This is a genomic window from Nocardiopsis sp. NPDC055879 (assembly GCF_053615935.1).
Map to the genome: position 1 here is coordinate 86,163 of NZ_JBSHCT010000014.1, position 14,396 is coordinate 100,558.

25 protein-coding genes are annotated in these 14,396 nt (G+C 65.2%); all 25 read left to right on the top strand.

Features of this window, described 5'->3' with window-relative positions; all coding sequences use genetic code 11:
• Window positions 1-34: 34 nt before the first annotated feature.
• The 25 genes from tuf (at window position 35) to map (ending at window position 14,327) form a co-directional block, all read left to right on the top strand.
• The gene (tuf, locus tag ACWGKS_RS18085; RefSeq protein ID WP_358506788.1) at window positions 35-1,228 is read left to right on the top strand and encodes an elongation factor Tu; all 1,194 of its coding nucleotides are present in this window, start codon (window positions 35-37) and stop codon (window positions 1,226-1,228) included.
• A 259-nt stretch (window positions 1,229-1,487) separates the two neighbouring features.
• Window positions 1,488-1,796 (top strand): 30S ribosomal protein S10, encoded by a 309-nt coding sequence (rpsJ, locus tag ACWGKS_RS18090; RefSeq protein WP_014908366.1) that lies wholly within the window; start codon window positions 1,488-1,490, stop codon window positions 1,794-1,796.
• Window positions 1,797-1,808: 12 nt separating this feature from the next.
• Window positions 1,809-2,459 carry a 50S ribosomal protein L3 gene (gene rplC, locus ACWGKS_RS18095; RefSeq protein ID WP_358506786.1) on the top strand — a complete coding sequence of 217 codons (651 nt, stop codon included), beginning with the start codon at window positions 1,809-1,811 and terminating at the stop codon, window positions 2,457-2,459.
• Between the two features lie 3 nt (window positions 2,460-2,462).
• A complete protein-coding gene (gene rplD, locus ACWGKS_RS18100; RefSeq protein ID WP_358506784.1) occupies window positions 2,463-3,134 on the top strand; it encodes a 50S ribosomal protein L4 in 672 nt (223 codons plus the stop codon).
• The gene (rplW, locus tag ACWGKS_RS18105) at window positions 3,131-3,421 is read left to right on the top strand and encodes a 50S ribosomal protein L23 (protein ID WP_067597766.1); all 291 of its coding nucleotides are present in this window, start codon (window positions 3,131-3,133) and stop codon (window positions 3,419-3,421) included. The genes rplD and rplW overlap by 4 nt, the downstream gene beginning before the upstream one ends.
• Window positions 3,422-3,477: 56 nt before the next feature.
• The gene (rplB, locus tag ACWGKS_RS18110) at window positions 3,478-4,317 is read left to right on the top strand and encodes a 50S ribosomal protein L2 (RefSeq protein ID WP_358506782.1); all 840 of its coding nucleotides are present in this window, start codon (window positions 3,478-3,480) and stop codon (window positions 4,315-4,317) included.
• A 12-nt stretch (window positions 4,318-4,329) separates the two neighbouring features.
• Window positions 4,330-4,608, top strand: coding sequence for a 30S ribosomal protein S19 (rpsS, locus tag ACWGKS_RS18115; protein WP_067597773.1), 279 nt, complete (start codon window positions 4,330-4,332; stop codon window positions 4,606-4,608).
• Between the two features lie 75 nt (window positions 4,609-4,683).
• Window positions 4,684-5,052, top strand: coding sequence for a 50S ribosomal protein L22 (rplV, locus tag ACWGKS_RS18120; RefSeq protein WP_067597776.1), 369 nt, complete (start codon window positions 4,684-4,686; stop codon window positions 5,050-5,052).
• Complete coding sequence (gene rpsC, locus ACWGKS_RS18125; RefSeq protein ID WP_067597779.1) at window positions 5,052-5,840, top strand: 30S ribosomal protein S3; 789 nt, start codon at window positions 5,052-5,054, stop codon at window positions 5,838-5,840. The genes rplV and rpsC overlap by 1 nt, the downstream gene beginning before the upstream one ends.
• 3 nt (window positions 5,841-5,843) lie before the next feature.
• On the top strand, window positions 5,844-6,257 hold the full coding sequence (gene rplP / locus ACWGKS_RS18130; protein WP_067597781.1) for a 50S ribosomal protein L16: 414 nt from the start codon (window positions 5,844-5,846) through the stop codon (window positions 6,255-6,257).
• Complete coding sequence (gene rpmC / locus ACWGKS_RS18135) at window positions 6,257-6,511, top strand: 50S ribosomal protein L29 (protein ID WP_067597784.1); 255 nt, start codon at window positions 6,257-6,259, stop codon at window positions 6,509-6,511. Before rplP ends, rpmC begins: the two co-directional genes overlap by 1 nt.
• Window positions 6,508-6,780 carry a 30S ribosomal protein S17 gene (gene rpsQ, locus ACWGKS_RS18140; protein ID WP_304074789.1) on the top strand — a complete coding sequence of 91 codons (273 nt, stop codon included), beginning with the start codon at window positions 6,508-6,510 and terminating at the stop codon, window positions 6,778-6,780. The genes rpmC and rpsQ overlap by 4 nt, the downstream gene beginning before the upstream one ends.
• A 104-nt stretch (window positions 6,781-6,884) precedes the next feature.
• Window positions 6,885-7,253, top strand: coding sequence for a 50S ribosomal protein L14 (gene rplN / locus ACWGKS_RS18145; RefSeq protein ID WP_067597790.1), 369 nt, complete (start codon window positions 6,885-6,887; stop codon window positions 7,251-7,253).
• Window positions 7,254-7,256: 3 nt separating this feature from the next.
• The gene (rplX, locus tag ACWGKS_RS18150) at window positions 7,257-7,562 is read left to right on the top strand and encodes a 50S ribosomal protein L24 (RefSeq protein WP_358506778.1); all 306 of its coding nucleotides are present in this window, start codon (window positions 7,257-7,259) and stop codon (window positions 7,560-7,562) included.
• Window positions 7,562-8,137, top strand: a complete 576-nt coding sequence (rplE, locus tag ACWGKS_RS18155) for a 50S ribosomal protein L5 (RefSeq protein ID WP_067597796.1) — start codon at window positions 7,562-7,564, stop codon at window positions 8,135-8,137. Before rplX ends, rplE begins: the two co-directional genes overlap by 1 nt.
• A 10-nt stretch (window positions 8,138-8,147) precedes the next feature.
• Window positions 8,148-8,333 carry a type Z 30S ribosomal protein S14 gene (locus tag ACWGKS_RS18160; protein WP_067597799.1) on the top strand — a complete coding sequence of 62 codons (186 nt, stop codon included), beginning with the start codon at window positions 8,148-8,150 and terminating at the stop codon, window positions 8,331-8,333.
• Window positions 8,334-8,603: 270 nt separating this feature from the next.
• Window positions 8,604-9,002 (top strand): 30S ribosomal protein S8, encoded by a 399-nt coding sequence (gene rpsH, locus ACWGKS_RS18165; RefSeq protein WP_067597865.1) that lies wholly within the window; start codon window positions 8,604-8,606, stop codon window positions 9,000-9,002.
• Window positions 9,003-9,027: 25 nt separating this feature from the next.
• Window positions 9,028-9,564, top strand: coding sequence for a 50S ribosomal protein L6 (gene rplF / locus ACWGKS_RS18170; RefSeq protein ID WP_067597802.1), 537 nt, complete (start codon window positions 9,028-9,030; stop codon window positions 9,562-9,564).
• A 2-nt stretch (window positions 9,565-9,566) separates the two neighbouring features.
• Window positions 9,567-9,947, top strand: a complete 381-nt coding sequence (gene rplR / locus ACWGKS_RS18175) for a 50S ribosomal protein L18 (protein ID WP_067597805.1) — start codon at window positions 9,567-9,569, stop codon at window positions 9,945-9,947.
• A gap of 46 nt (window positions 9,948-9,993) precedes the next feature.
• Window positions 9,994-10,596, top strand: a complete 603-nt coding sequence (gene rpsE / locus ACWGKS_RS18180; protein ID WP_358506775.1) for a 30S ribosomal protein S5 — start codon at window positions 9,994-9,996, stop codon at window positions 10,594-10,596.
• 2 nt (window positions 10,597-10,598) lie between these two features.
• Window positions 10,599-10,784, top strand: coding sequence for a 50S ribosomal protein L30 (gene rpmD, locus ACWGKS_RS18185; protein WP_017603897.1), 186 nt, complete (start codon window positions 10,599-10,601; stop codon window positions 10,782-10,784).
• The gene (gene rplO, locus ACWGKS_RS18190; protein ID WP_358506773.1) at window positions 10,781-11,245 is read left to right on the top strand and encodes a 50S ribosomal protein L15; all 465 of its coding nucleotides are present in this window, start codon (window positions 10,781-10,783) and stop codon (window positions 11,243-11,245) included. Before rpmD ends, rplO begins: the two co-directional genes overlap by 4 nt.
• Window positions 11,246-11,529: 284 nt before the next feature.
• A complete protein-coding gene (gene secY, locus ACWGKS_RS18195; RefSeq protein ID WP_358506771.1) occupies window positions 11,530-12,843 on the top strand; it encodes a preprotein translocase subunit SecY in 1,314 nt (437 codons plus the stop codon).
• Window positions 12,844-13,503 (top strand): adenylate kinase, encoded by a 660-nt coding sequence (locus ACWGKS_RS18200; protein ID WP_358506769.1) that lies wholly within the window; start codon window positions 12,844-12,846, stop codon window positions 13,501-13,503. It abuts the gene before it with no gap.
• Window positions 13,503-14,327: a type I methionyl aminopeptidase gene (gene map / locus ACWGKS_RS18205; RefSeq protein ID WP_358506767.1), complete on the top strand. Its 825-nt coding sequence runs from the start codon at window positions 13,503-13,505 to the stop codon at window positions 14,325-14,327. Before ACWGKS_RS18200 ends, map begins: the two co-directional genes overlap by 1 nt.
• Window positions 14,328-14,396 lie beyond the last annotated feature (69 nt).

The window sequence follows — 14,396 nt, forward strand, 5'->3', positions numbered from 1 at the left end:
AGTCAGATAGATCTGTACGTCTAGGAGACTTCCAGTGGCGAAGGAAAAGTTCGAGCGGACCAAGCCGCACGTCAACATCGGCACCATCGGTCACATTGACCACGGCAAGACCACGCTGACCGCGGCCATCACCAAGGTGCTGCACGACGCGTACCCGGAGCTGAACCCGTTCACTCCGTTCGCGGACATCGACAACGCTCCCGAGGAGCGCGAGCGCGGTATCACCATCTCCGTGTCTCACGTCGAGTACCAGACCGAGGCGCGTCACTACGCCCACGTCGACTGCCCCGGTCACGCCGACTACGTGAAGAACATGATCACGGGTGCGGCCCAGATGGACGGCGCGATCCTGGTCGTCGCCGCCACCGACGGCCCGATGCCGCAGACCAAGGAGCACGTGCTCCTGGCCCGCCAGGTCGGTGTCCCGGCCATCGTCGTCGCCCTGAACAAGTCCGACATGGTGGACGACGAGGAGATCTTCGAGCTCGTCGAGCTCGAGGTCCGTGAGCTGCTCAGCGAGTACGAGTTCCCCGGTGACGACACCCCCGTCACCAAGGTCTCCGCTCTGAAGGCGCTTGAGGGCGACGCCACGTGGGGCCAGGCCATCCTGGAGCTCATGGGCACCGTGGACTCCCACATCCCCGAGCCCCAGCGTGACACCGAGAAGCCCTTCCTCATGCCGATCGAGGACGTCTTCTCGATCACCGGTCGCGGCACCGTCGTCACCGGTCGTATCGAGCGCGGTATCGTCAACGTGAACGAGACCGTCGACATCGTCGGCATCAAGGAAGACAAGCAGACCACCACCGTCACCGGTGTTGAGATGTTCCGCAAGCTGCTCGACCAGGGCCAGGCCGGTGACAACGTCGGTCTGCTCCTGCGCGGCATCAAGCGCGAGGACGTCGAGCGTGGCCAGGTCGTCATCAAGCCCGGCACGACCACCCCGCACACGCAGTTCGAGGGTCAGGTCGTCATCCTGTCCAAGGACGAGGGTGGCCGCCACACGCCGTTCTTCAACAACTACCGCCCGCAGTTCTACTTCCGCACCACCGACGTCACCGGCGTCGTGACGCTGCCGGAGGGCACCGAGATGGTCATGCCCGGTGACAACACCGGTATGACGGTCCAGCTCATCCAGCCGGTCGCCATGGAAGAGGGCCTGAAGTTCGCCATCCGTGAGGGTGGCCGGACCGTGGGCGCGGGTCGCGTCACCAAGATCCTCAGCTAGTACACACGCCGGGGTGGTCCCAACCGGAACCACCCCGACGTGGCGGGTGGGCCGCGGAGACGCGGCCCACCCACCACATTGACAAGACGTCATCGGGCTCTGTGACGGTGACGCACCGCAGGGGCAAGCCCTGTTGCGGTTTCTCAAGGGAATAGGGGCTCAAGGCCAAGAAGCCGGCGGATTCCGCCGACGGGCCTGGGCTTCTGTGACCGGAACTGCTCACCGTTACGGACACTGAAGCGAAGGACGAACAGGCCATATGGCGGGACAAAAGATCCGCATTCGGCTAAAGGCCTATGACCACGAGGTCATCGACAGCTCGGCGAAGAAGATCGTTGAGACCGTGACGCGAACTGGCGCACAGGTCGCGGGCCCGGTGCCGCTGCCGACGGAGAAGAACGTTTACTGCGTCATCCGATCGCCGCACAAGTACAAGGACTCGCGCGAGCACTTCGAGATGCGCACTCACAAGCGGCTGATCGACATCATCGACCCGACCCCGAAGACGGTCGACTCGCTCATGCGACTCGACCTCCCGGCCGGCGTTGACATCGAGATCAAGCTTTAAGGACGCACTGACATGGCCACCAAGCAGATCAAGGGAGTTCTGGGCGAAAAGCTCGGCATGACCCAGGTCTTCGACGACGCGGGCAAGATGGTTCCCGTGACCGTCCTGAAGGCCGGTCCGTGCGTCGTGAGCCGCATCCGGACTCCGGACACCGATGGTTACTCCGCCATCCAGCTCGGCTACGGGCAGATCAACCCGCGCAAGGTCAACAAGCCCCTGGGCGACTACCTCCGCGCGCACGACCTGACCCCGCGCCGTCACTACGTCGAGGTCCGCACCTCCGACGCCTCCGAGTACACGCTCGGCCAGGAAGTCGACGCGGCCACGTTCGAGATCGGCCAGAAGGTCGACGTCACGGGCAAGAGCAAGGGTAAGGGCTTCGCCGGTGTGATGAAGCGTCACGGCTTCGCGGGCCTCTCGGCCTCACACGGTACGCACCGCACCCACCGCTCGCCCGGCTCCATCGGCGGCTGCGCCACGCCCGGCCGCGTTTTCAAGGGCATGCGGATGGCCGGGCGCATGGGCAACGTGCGCAAGACCGTCCAGAACCTGACCGTTCACTCCGTGGACGCGGAGAAGGGCCTCATCCTGGTCAAGGGTGCGGTGCCCGGTCCCAACGGCGGTCTGGTGCTCGTCCGCACCGCTGTGAAGGGGGACAAGTAAGCCATGACCCAGATCGAGGTCAAGAACCCTGAGGGCGGCTCCAAGGGCAGCGTCGAGCTTCCCGAGAGCGTCTTCGCCCAGCAGGTCAGCATTCCGCTGCTGCACCAGGTCGTGAACGCCCAGCTGGCCGCAGGCCGTCAGGGCACGCACGCCACCAAGACCCGCGGCGAGGTCCGCGGTGGTGGCAAGAAGCCCTACCGCCAGAAGGGAACCGGTCGCGCCCGTCAGGGTTCGATCCGCGCCCCGCAGTACACCGGTGGTGGCGTCGTTCACGGCCCCCAGCCGCGTGACTACAGCCAGCGGACCCCGAAGAAGATGAAGGCCGCCGCCCTGCGTGGTGCCCTCACCGACCGGGCCAACCACGGCCGCATCCACGTCGTCGGCCGGTTCGTGGCCGATGACGCGGACACCAAGCTCACGCAGACCGCCCTCAAGGCGCTGCGCCAGGTCACCGAGTCCGACAAGGTCCTCGTCGTCCTGGCTCGTGAGGACGAGCACAACCGGCGCGCCCTGCGCAACCTCGAAGAGGTCCACATCCTCGACGCGGACCAGGTGAACACCTACGACGTCCTGTACTCGGACGACGTGGTCTTCACCGAGGCGGGCTACGCCGAGTTCCTGGCCCACGCGGCCGGTACCTCGAAGGCCGCTGAGTCCGAGGAGGACGACCAGTGAGGATCGCCGACCACCGGGACATCATCGTCGAGCCGGTGATCTCCGAGAAGAGCTACGGGCTCATGGACGAGAACAAGTACACGTTCATCGTTCGCCCGGACGCCAACAAGACCCAGATCAAGATCGCGATCGAGAAGATCTTCGAAGTGAAGGTCACCGGCGTGAACACGATCAACCGGAAGGGCAAGCGCAAGCGCACCCGCTTCGGTTTCGGGAAGCGTCCTGACACGAAGCGCGCGATCGTCAGCCTCGCCGAGGGTGACCGCATCGACATCTTCGGTCAGTGACCTTTCGGGTCTGACCGCTGTACATCAAGTAACACGTAAAGGAATGCGCGAAGAAGATGGGCATTCGTAAGTACAAGCCGACGACGCCGGGTCGTCGCGGCTCCAGCGTGAGCGACTTCGTCGAAATCACGCGTTCGGAGCCGGAGAAGTCCCTGGTCCGTCCGCTTCACTCCAAGGGCGGTCGTAACGGCCACGGCCGGATCACCGCTCGTCACCAGGGTGGCGGTCACAAGCGCGCCTACCGCGTGATCGACTTCCGTCGCCACGACAAGGACGGCGTGCCGGCCAAGGTCGCTCACATCGAGTACGACCCCAACCGCACCGCTCGCATCGCCCTGCTCCACTACGTGGACGGTGAGAAGCGCTACATCCTGGCGCCCGCCGGCCTCTCGCAGGGCGACAAGGTCGAGAACGGCCCCCAGTCCGACATCAAGCCGGGCAACTGCCTCCCGCTGCGCAACATCCCCACGGGTACGTTCGTGCACGCGGTCGAGCTGAAGCCGGGCGGCGGTGCCAAGCTGGGCCGCTCCGCCGGATCGCAGATCCAGCTCCTGGCCAAGGAGGGCGGCTACGCCACGCTGCGTATGCCCTCCGGTGAGATGCGCCTGGTGGAGATCTCCTGCCGCGCCACGGTCGGCCAGGTCGGCAACGCCGAGCAGTCCAACATCAGCTGGGGCAAGGCCGGCCGCTCGCGGTGGAAGGGCAAGCGCCCGACCGTCCGTGGTGTGGTGATGAACCCGGTCGACCACCCGCACGGTGGTGGTGAGGGCAAGACCTCCGGTGGTCGTCACCCGGTCAGCCCCTGGGGCAAGAAGGAAGGCCGGACCCGGGCCAAGAACAAGGCCAGCGACAAGCTGATCGTGCGGCGTCGGCGTAGCGGTAAGAAGAAGCGGTAAGGAGCACGTCTGATGCCACGTAGCCTTAAGAAGGGCCCCTTCGTGGACGGCCACCTCATCAAGAAGGTGGAGTCACAGAACGAAAAGGGGACCAAGAACGTCATCAAGACGTGGTCCCGGCGGTCCATGATCGTCCCGGAGATGATCGGTCACACGATCGCCGTCCACGACGGCCGCAAGCACATTCCGGTGTTCGTGTCGGAGTCGATGGTCGGCCACAAGCTCGGTGAGTTCGCTCCCACGCGTACTTTCCGTAGCCACGTCAAGGACGACCGCCGTAGCCGCCGTTAGCGGTTGCAGCAGTTGTAAGAACAATGTTCTCCATGGTGAGTGGAGAAGATATTTTCCGTGAGCGAGGGAAAAGCGATGGGAACGAGGGCACAGGCGCGGTTCGTCCGCGTTACGCCCCGCAAGGCTCGCCGGGTGGCGGACCTTATTCGCGGGTTGCCCGCTGACGAGGCGCAGGCGGTGCTCCGGTTCGCTCCCCAGTCGGCGAGTGAGCCCGTTGGCAAGGTGCTGGACAGCGCCATCGCCAACGCCGAGCACAACGACAAGCTGGACCGGGAGAACCTGGTGGTCGAGCGTGTCTGGGTGGACGAAGGTCCGACCCTGAAGCGTATTCGCCCGCGAGGCTTCGGCCGGGCCTTCCGTGTCACCAAGCGTACGAGCCACATCACCGTGGTCGTCGCCGAGGACGCGCGTGCCTCGTCCAAGACGAAGGAAAGGACCCGATAGTGGGGCAGAAGATCAACCCGCACGGGTTCCGCCTCGGCATCACCACCGACTTCAAGAGTCGCTGGTACGCCGACAAGTCCTACAAGGACTACGTCAAGGAAGACGTCGCGATCCGTCGGATGCTGACCCGTGGCATGGAGCGCGCGGGCATCTCCAAGGTCGAGATCGAGCGCACCCGTGACCGTGTCCGCGTGGACGTCTACACCGCCCGGCCGGGCATCGTCATCGGCCGCCGCGGCGTGGAGGCCGACCGGATCCGTACGGACCTCGAGAAGCTGACCGGCAAGCAGGTGCAGCTGAACGTCTTCGAGGTGAAGAACCCGGAGATCGACGCGCAGCTCGTCGCCCAGGGCGTCGCCGAGCAGCTGAGCAGCCGCGTGGCGTTCCGCCGCGCGATGCGCAAGGCCATGCAGAGCGCGATGAAGAGCGGTGCCAAGGGCATCCGTATCCAGTGTGGTGGTCGTCTGGGTGGGGCAGAGATGTCCCGCTCGGAGTTCTACCGCGAGGGTCGGGTCCCGCTGCACACGCTTCGCGCCGACATCGACTACGGCTTCTTCGAGGCCCGGACGACGTTCGGTCGCATCGGTGTGAAGGTGTGGATCTACAAGGGCGACGCCCCTGTGACCCGCGCCGAGCGTGAGGCCGCTCAGGCCGCGCAGCGCACCGCCGGTGGCGGTCAGCGCCGCGAGCGTCCGCAGCGCCGCCGTCGCGGTGGCCCCGCGGGTGGCGGTCAGACCGAAGCCAAGGCCGGCGCCTCCGCCGAGGCCCCGAAGACCGAGGGGAGCTGACAAGTGCTTATTCCTCGTAAGGTCAAGTACCGCAAGCAGCACCACCCGGACCTTCGTGGCAAGGCCAAGGGCGGGACCCGGGTCACCTTCGGTGAGTACGGTATCCAGGCTCTTGAGTCCGCTTACGTGACGAACCGTCAGATCGAGTCCGCTCGTATCGCCATGACGCGTCACATCAAGCGTGGCGGCAAGGTGTGGATCAACATCTTCCCGGACCGTCCGCTGACCAAGAAGCCCGCCGAGGTCCGCATGGGCTCCGGTAAGGGTTCGCCCGAGTGGTGGGTCGCGCCGGTCAAGCCCGGTCGCGTGATGTTCGAGCTGTCGGGCGTGCCCGAGGCGGTGGCCAAGGAGGCCATGAGCCGTGCGATGCACAAGCTCCCGATGAAGTGCAAGTTTGTTAAGCGTGAGGGGGAGTGATGGCGAAGTCCGTGACTGCCCATGAGCTGCGCGACCAGTCCGTCGAGGACCTGGTCACCAAGCTCAAGGAAGCCAAGGAAGAGCTCTTCAACCTCCGCTTCCAGGCCGCCACCGGCCAGCTCGACAACCACAGCCGTCTTCGCACGGTCAAGCGCGAGATCGCGCGGATCTACACGGTCATGCGCGAGCACGAGCTGGGCATCGTCCCGCTGTCTGGTGAGTCGGCTGAGGAGACGAAGGAAGCAGCCGAATGACTGAGAACCAGACCGCGGCCCGTAACGACCGCAAGACGCGTGAAGGCCTCGTCGTCAGCGACAAGATGGATAAGACCGTCGTCGTCGAGGTCGAGGACCGCGTCACGCACGCCCTGTACGGCAAGGTCATCCGTCGGACGACCAAGTACAAGGCCCACGATGAGGCGAACTCCTGTGGCGTCGGTGACCGGGTCCTCATGATGGAGACCCGGCCGCTCTCCGCGACGAAGCGTTGGCGCGTCGTGGAGATCCTGGAGAAGGCTAAGTAACCCCGGCCTGTCGGCGGCCGACACCAGTTGTCGGCCGCCGTCGCGAGGGGTGAGACCACCTAGCCGTGCGGCAGTGGACCGCACGCATCACATCAGGAGCAGACGTGATTCAGCAGGAGTCGCGACTCAAGGTCGCCGACAACACGGGTGCCAAGGAGATCCTTACCATCCGTGTTCTCGGTGGCTCGGGTCGGCGCTACGCCGGGATGGGCGACACCATCGTCGCCACGGTGAAGGACGCCCTGCCTGGCGCTGGAGTCAAGAAGGGCGACGTCGTCAAGGCCGTTATCGTGCGCACCGCCAAGGAGCGCCGCCGGCCCGACGGCTCCTACATCCGCTTCGATGAGAACGCTGCCGTGCTCATCAAGGACGGTGGGGACCCGCGAGGCACCCGCATCTTCGGCCCGGTGGGCCGTGAGCTGCGTGACAAGAAGTACATGCGCATCATTTCGCTGGCGCCGGAGGTGCTCTAAGCGATGAAGATCAAATCTGGCGACGAGGTCATCGTTCTCGCCGGCAAGGACAAGGGTGCCACGGGGAAGGTCGTCAAGGCCCTTCCCAAGGAAGACCGTGTCATCGTCGAGGGCGTCAACCTGGTCAAGAAGCACAGGAAGGCCAACCCCGCCGGTGGCGAGCAGGGAGAGGTCGTCACCAAGGAGGCCACCATCCACGTGAGCAACGTTGCGCTCGCTGAGGACGGTAAGGCCACCCGGGTCGGCTACCGCTTCGAGGAGGACGGAACCAAGGTTCGCGTCTCCCGCCGCACCGGTAAGGACATCTGATGACGGTTACCAACGACATCACCGCCCCTCCGATGCCGCGGCTCAAGGAGAAGTACCGCAACGAGATCGTTGCGGGCCTCAAGGACGAGTTCGGCATCGAGAACGTCATGCAGATCCCCGGTCTCACGAAGATCGTGGTGAACATGGGCGTCGGCGAGGCGGCTCGTGACGCGAAGCTCATTCAAGGCGCGATCGCCGACCTGTCGGCGATCACCGGGCAGAAGCCGAAGATCAACCGGGCCAAGAACTCCATCGCGCAGTTCAAGCTGCGCGAGGGTCAGCCGATCGGCGCCAGCGTGACGCTGCGCGGCGACCGGATGTGGGAGTTCCTCGACCGGCTGCTCTCCCTGGCCCTGCCCCGTATCCGGGACTTCCGTGGCCTTTCCCCGAAGCAGTTCGACGGGAACGGGAACTACACCTTTGGTCTGACCGAGCAGGTCATGTTCCACGAGGTGAACCCGGACAAGGTCGACAGGCAGCGTGGGATGGACATCACCGTCGTCACCACCGCCACCATCGACGACCAGGGCCGCAGCCTGCTCAAGCGGCTCGGTTTCCCGTTCAAGGAAGCCTGAGGGGTTAACCATGGCTAAGAAGTCCCTGATCGCAAAGGCGAACCGGAAGCCGAAGTTCGGCGTTCGGGCGTATACTCGATGCTCGCGGTGCGGTCGCCCGCGTGCCGTCTTCAAGAAGTTCGGCCTGTGCCGTATCTGCTTCCGCGAGATGGCGCACCGGGGCGAGCTGCCCGGCATCACCAAGTCGAGCTGGTAGTTTCCGGCAGGGCCGACCAAGCGCGTGAGCGCGGTCGGCCCCCGGAGACGCCACCTTCCCGGTGGCTCGACGCAGGAACCGTCGTCCTCCACGACGGAGTTCGACGGGAAGCGAAATTCATTCACCAGGGCACGGCAGTCCCACGGGGACAGCGGTGCCCACGACCACGCCGAAGGTCCGTTTGTGCACTTCACGGGGGAAACCTCGCGGAAGGCAGGCTCTGGGAAAGGCCCGCACTCGGAAACCGCGGTGAGGAAGGGCCAGTCGGCCATGACAATGACCGACCCGATCGCAGACATGTTGACTCGTCTGCGTAACGCGAATTCGGCTTACCACGACACCGTGACGATGCCGTTTTCCAAGATCAAGGCGCACATCGCCGAGGTCCTCCAGCATGAGGGCTTCATTCAGGGGTGGCGGACCGAGGAGGCCACTGTCGGCCAGAGCCTCGTCCTGGAGCTGAAGTACGGCCCCACGCGTGAGCGCTCCATCGCGGGCATCCGCCGGGTGTCCAAGCCCGGTCTCCGCGTGTACGCGAAGAAGGACAACCTTCCTCGCGTTCTGGGTGGCCTCGGTGTGGCCATCATTTCGACGTCCGGCGGCCTGATGACTGACAAGCAGGCCAAGAAGCGTGGCGTGGGCGGCGAAGTCCTCGCTTACGTCTGGTAATAGGGAATAGGGAGAGACGAAAAGCATGTCGCGTATCGGTCGACTGCCGCTCTCGGTCCCCAAGGGCGTCGAGGTCACGATTAACGGGCAAGACGTCACTGTCAAGGGGCCGAAGGGCGAACTGAAGCACACGATCACCGAGCCCATCACCGCCTCCTTCGAGGATGGTGTGGTCACGGTGTCGCGTCCCGACGACAAGCCGGAGAACCGGTCGCTGCACGGTCTGAACCGTGCGATGATCGCGAACCTCGTCGAGGGTGTCTCCAAGGGCTACGCCAAGACTCTGGAAATCCACGGCGTGGGTTACCGGGTGCAGGCTCGCGGCTCCAACCTGGAGTTCTCGCTGGGCTACAGCCACCCCGTCGTGGTGGAACCGCCGGAGGGCATCTCCTTCCGCGTGGAGAAGCCGACGATCCTTCACGTCGAGGGCATCGACAAGCAGCTGGTGGGCCAGGTCGCCGCGAACATCCGCGGACTGCGCAGGCCTGACCCGTACAAGGCCAAGGGCGTGCGCTACCAGGGTGAGCACATCCGCCGCAAGGCCGGAAAGGCTGGTAAGTAGGCATGGGCATCACCGTGAGCCGCAAGCGCACCGCGAAGGCCACCACCGCTCGCAAGCGTCGCCAGTTCCGGGTGCGCAAGAAGGTCGTGGGCACCGCCGAGCGTCCCCGTCTGGCCGTCTTCCGCTCCTCCAAGCACATCGTCGCGCAGGTCATCGACGACACCAAGGGTCACACCCTGGTCGCCGCCTCCAGCGTCGAGTCGGATGTGCGTGGCGCCGAGGGCACCAAGTCCGACAAGTCCGTGAAGGTCGGTGAGCTCGTCGCGCAGCGCGCGAAGGACGCCGGCATCACCAAGGTCGTCTTCGACCGTGCCGGTAACCGGTACGCCGGCCGCATCGTGAAGCTCGCCGAGGCGGCGCGCGAAGGCGGGCTGGAGTTCTGATGACCGTTGTACAGGCCGAGAACAACCACGAGAAGAGGAACCACTGATGGCTGCAGCACCGCGGCGCGGCGCCGGTGGCGAGCGGCGTGATCGCCGTGACGATCGCCGCGGCGGCGCCGCAGACAAGGGTGTCTCCTACATCGAGAAGGTCGTGACCATCAACCGGGTCGCGAAGGTCGTCAAGGGCGGCCGTCGCTTCTCCTTCACCGCGCTCGTCATCGTCGGTGACGGTAACGGCATGGTGGGTGTCGGTTACGGCAAGGCCAAGGAAGTCCCGGCCGCCATCGCCAAGGGCGTCGAGGAGGCGAAGAAGAGCTTCTTCCGCGTCCCCCGCGTCCAGGGCACGATCACGCACCAGATCCAGGCCGAGGATGCCGCGGGTGTCGTCCTGCTGCGTCCCGCGGCCCCGGGTACCGGTGTGATCGCCGGTGGTCCGGTCCGCGCCGTCCTGGAGTGCGCCGGTATCCACGACGTCCTGAGCAAGTCGCTCGGTTCGTCCAACCCGCTCAACATCGTGCGAGCCACGGTGGCCGCTCTGAAGGGCCTCAACCAGCCCGAGGAGATCGCCGCCCGTCGTGGTCTGCCGATCGAGGACGTCGCCCCGGCCGCCATGCTGCGCGCTCGTGCTGAGGCGAAGGCAGGAGCCTGATCATGGCAAAGATCAAGATCACGCAGACCGGCTCCAAGATCGGTGGCAAGGAGAAGCAGCGCGCTGCTCTCCAGTCGCTGGGTCTGGGCCGGATCGGTAAGTCCACCGTCCGTGAGGACCGCCCTGAGGTTCGCGGGCAGATCACGATCGTCTCGCACCTCGTCACTGTCGAGGAGGTCGCAGAATGAGCGACTACAACCCCGACGAGCCGCTCAAGCTCCACCACCTGCGTCCCGCCCCGGGTGCCAACAAGTCCAAGATCCGCAAGGGTCGTGGCGAGGCCTCCAAGGGTAAGACCGCCGGTCGCGGTACCAAGGGCACGAAGGCTCGTAACACCGTTCGGCCCGGTTTCGAGGGTGGGCAGATGCCCCTCATCCGCCGGGTCCCGAAGCTCAAGGGCTTCAGCAACGCCTTGTTCAAGACGACCTACCAGGTCGTCAACCTGGACAAGCTGAGCGAGCTCTACCCCGAGGGTGGCGAGGTCACCGTCGAGGGTCTGGTCGCCAAGGGCGCGGTTCGCAAGAACCAGCCCGTCAAGGTGCTGGGCACCGGTGAGATCACCGTCGCCGTGCAGGTGAGCGTCAACGCGCTCTCCTCCTCGGCGAAGGAGAAGATCACCGCCGCCGGTGGCACCGTCACCGAGCTGTAGGGGTTTTCCCTACGATGCGCGTTTGGGGGCGTCCGCCCGGCAGGATCCGCGAGGATCGGCTGGTCGGGCGCCCTCACGCGTTGTGAGTGTTGATCGTTATGGCTCACGAACCCTGCTGTTGGGTGATGGCTGTTACAGTGCCATCTGTTTGAGCTCCCCGCTTGACGTAATGTGAGTACTTCCGAGCAATGGGCGACGTGCCTGTTGCTGACGTTCTACGACGATTCAGGATCGGCCGCGATGTCTGGAACCCGTTCCGCCGCCGAAGCCGCGCAGGAGGAGACGTGCTAGGTGCGTTCGTTCGTGCATTCCGCACGCCCGACCTGCGCAATAAGCTGCTGTTCACACTGTTCATCCTGACGCTGTTCCGCCTGGGATCGGTGATCCCGGCGCCGGGCATCGACTCGGCGGCGATCAGGGAACAGATGGAGACCATCACCACAGCCGACCAGTCCGGCGTCTACGCCCTGGTCAACCTGTTCAGTGGTGGCGCGCTTCTGCAACTGGCGGTGTTCGCGCTCGGGGTCATGCCGTACATCACCGCGAGCATCATCATCAACCTGCTGACGGTGGTCATCCCCCGCCTGGAGTCCCTCAAGAAGGAGGGCCAGGCCGGTCAGGGCAAGATCACCCAGTACACCCGCTATCTCACGCTCATGCTGGCGGTGCTGCAGGCGACCAGCATCGTGGCCATGGCCCGCACCGGTGCGTTGTTCCAGAACTCCATCCCGGTCTCGTCCTACATGCCCAACCAGGACATCATGACGATGGTGACCATCGTCTTCACGATGACCGGTGGCACCGTGATCATCATGTGGATGGGCGAGCTCATCACCGAGCGCGGTGTCGGCAACGGTATGTCGCTGCTCATCTTCACCCAGGTCATCGCGGTCTTCCCGTCCTCGATCATGGGTCTGTACGAAGAGCGTTCCGTCTGGATCTTCACCATCATCTGCATCGCGGGTCTGGCCCTGATCACCGCCGTGGTGTTCATGGAGCAGGCCCAGCGCCGTATCCCGGTGCAGTACGCGAAGCGCATGGTGGGTCGGCGGATGTACGGGGGTAGTTCCACCTACATCCCGTTGAAGGTCAACCAGGCGGGCATCATCCCCGTGATCTTCGCCTCCTCCCTGCTGTATCTCCCGCAGTTGATCGTGGGTCTTCTGGGACAGGAGTCCACCCATCCGGTGGCGCAGTTCTTCCAGACCTACTTCCTCACCGGCACTCACCCCGTCTACATGGCGACCTTCTTCGTCATGATCGTCGGCTTCGCGTTCTTCTACGTGGCGATTACCTTCAACCCCACCGAAGTCGCCGACAACATGAAGAAGTACGGTGGGTTCATCCCGGGTATCCGACCAGGGCGTCCGACCGCCGAGTATCTCGACTTCGTGCTCACTCGGCTCACGACTCCCGGCTCTCTGTACCTGGGTGTGATCGCTCTCCTGCCGATGGTCGCTCTCGGCGCCACCGGCGCCGACATGAACTTCCCCTTCGGCGGGACGAGCATCCTGATCATGGTCGGTGTCGGGCTGGACACGGTGAAGCAGATCGAGAGTCACCTCCAGCAGAGGAACTACGAAGGTTTTCTGCGATAAATGCGAGCTGTATTGGTGGGGCCGCCTGGGGCCGGTAAAGGCACCCAGGCCCAGATCCTCGCGGAAGAGCTGTCGATCCCGAAGGTGTCCACCGGTGACATCTTCCGGGCCAACGTCAGCGGTGGTACCGAACTCGGCAAGAAGGCCAAGGAGTTCATGGACCGTGGCGACCTCGTCCCCGACGAGATCACCAACGCCATGGTCAAGGACCGACTGGCCAAGGGCGACGCCACGGCGGGCTTCCTGCTCGACGGGTTCCCGCGCAACGTCCCCCAGGCGGAGACGCTCAAGGGGATGCTCGCCGACCTCGGCTCGAACCTGGACGTCGTCCTGGAGCTGAGGGTCGACGAGGAGGAGGTCGTCAAGCGGCTTTCCGGTCGTCGTTCCTGCCCAGAGTGCGGTCGGGTGTACCACGTCGAGTACGACGCCCCGAACGTGGCGGGTAAGTGCGACAACGAGGGCGCCGAGCTGTACCAGCGCGAGGACGACCGCGAGGAGACCATCAGGCACCGCCTGAAGGTCTACCGCGAGCAGACCGCGCCGCTGGTCGAGTACTACTCCGGTGAGGGTCTGCTGGCCACCATCTCCGCCACGGGCCCCGTGGCGGAGGTGACGGCGCGCGCGAAGGCGGCCATCGCCGAGAAGAGGTCGGCCACCTGATGTTCGGCAAGGCCGATCCCGACGTGCAGATCAAGACGCCGGAACAGATCGCCAAGATGAGGGCGGCGGGCCAGGTCGTGGCCGACGCCCTGGACACCCTCCGGGCCGCGGTGCGGCCCGGAGCGTCCACCCTCGAACTCGACTCGATCGCCGAGAAGGTGATCCGGGGCGCCGGGGCCATCCCGTCGTTCAAGGGCTACCACGGCTTCCCCGGCTCGATCTGCGCCTCGGTGAACGAAGAGGTCGTGCACGGCATCCCCAGCTCCGAGCGTGTGCTGGCCGACGGGGACATCATCTCCATCGACTGTGGCGCCATCCTCGACGGCTGGCACGGCGATTCCGCGGTCACGATCGCGGTGGGCGAGGCCCGTTCCGAGGACCTGACCATGATGGACGTGTGCGAGGAGTCCATGTGGCGGGGGATCGCCGAGATGGTCCCGGGCAAGCGCCTCGGGGACATCGGTCACGCGATCGGCGGCCACATCTCGCAGAACGGTGGCTACGGCAACGTGCGCGAGTACGGCGGCCACGGCATCGGCACGCAGATGCACATGGACCCGCACGTGCTCAACTACGGCAAGCGCGGCAAGGGCATGCGTCTTCGCGAGGGCATGTGCCTGGCGATCGAACCGATGACCACGCTGGGCAAGCACGACGTGGTGGAACTCGACGACGGATGGACGGTCGTGACGAAGGACGGCCGTCGTGCCGCCCACTTCGAGCACACCGTGGCCATCACCGCGGATGGTCCGATGGTGCTGACCGCACGCGAGTCCAACCGCGATAAAATCGACGCGATGGGGTTCGTCCAGCCGACCTGGTGACGGCGGGCCCACCCCCGCGTCCCGTCGGAATCCGGCGATGGGGTGGCGACCACTCACCGGTGCAAAGGC

Coding starts and splice junctions, on each gene's coding strand:
- rpsJ (WP_014908366.1), top strand. CDS start 1,488: ATGGCGGGACAAAAGATCCGCATTCGGCTAAAGGCCTATGACCACGAG.
- rplC (WP_358506786.1), top strand. CDS start 1,809: ATGGCCACCAAGCAGATCAAGGGAGTTCTGGGCGAAAAGCTCGGCATG.
- rplD (WP_358506784.1), top strand. CDS start 2,463: ATGACCCAGATCGAGGTCAAGAACCCTGAGGGCGGCTCCAAGGGCAGC.
- rplB (WP_358506782.1), top strand. CDS start 3,478: ATGGGCATTCGTAAGTACAAGCCGACGACGCCGGGTCGTCGCGGCTCC.
- rpsS (WP_067597773.1), top strand. CDS start 4,330: ATGCCACGTAGCCTTAAGAAGGGCCCCTTCGTGGACGGCCACCTCATC.
- rplV (WP_067597776.1), top strand. CDS start 4,684: ATGGGAACGAGGGCACAGGCGCGGTTCGTCCGCGTTACGCCCCGCAAG.
- rpmC (WP_067597784.1), top strand. CDS start 6,257: ATGGCGAAGTCCGTGACTGCCCATGAGCTGCGCGACCAGTCCGTCGAG.
- rpsQ (WP_304074789.1), top strand. CDS start 6,508: ATGACTGAGAACCAGACCGCGGCCCGTAACGACCGCAAGACGCGTGAA.
- rplX (WP_358506778.1), top strand. CDS start 7,257: ATGAAGATCAAATCTGGCGACGAGGTCATCGTTCTCGCCGGCAAGGAC.
- rplE (WP_067597796.1), top strand. CDS start 7,562: ATGACGGTTACCAACGACATCACCGCCCCTCCGATGCCGCGGCTCAAG.
- ACWGKS_RS18160 (WP_067597799.1), top strand. CDS start 8,148: ATGGCTAAGAAGTCCCTGATCGCAAAGGCGAACCGGAAGCCGAAGTTC.
- rpsH (WP_067597865.1), top strand. CDS start 8,604: ATGACAATGACCGACCCGATCGCAGACATGTTGACTCGTCTGCGTAAC.
- rplF (WP_067597802.1), top strand. CDS start 9,028: ATGTCGCGTATCGGTCGACTGCCGCTCTCGGTCCCCAAGGGCGTCGAG.
- rplR (WP_067597805.1), top strand. CDS start 9,567: ATGGGCATCACCGTGAGCCGCAAGCGCACCGCGAAGGCCACCACCGCT.
- rpsE (WP_358506775.1), top strand. CDS start 9,994: ATGGCTGCAGCACCGCGGCGCGGCGCCGGTGGCGAGCGGCGTGATCGC.
- rpmD (WP_017603897.1), top strand. CDS start 10,599: ATGGCAAAGATCAAGATCACGCAGACCGGCTCCAAGATCGGTGGCAAG.
- rplO (WP_358506773.1), top strand. CDS start 10,781: ATGAGCGACTACAACCCCGACGAGCCGCTCAAGCTCCACCACCTGCGT.
- ACWGKS_RS18200 (WP_358506769.1), top strand. CDS start 12,844: ATGCGAGCTGTATTGGTGGGGCCGCCTGGGGCCGGTAAAGGCACCCAG.
- map (WP_358506767.1), top strand. CDS start 13,503: ATGTTCGGCAAGGCCGATCCCGACGTGCAGATCAAGACGCCGGAACAG.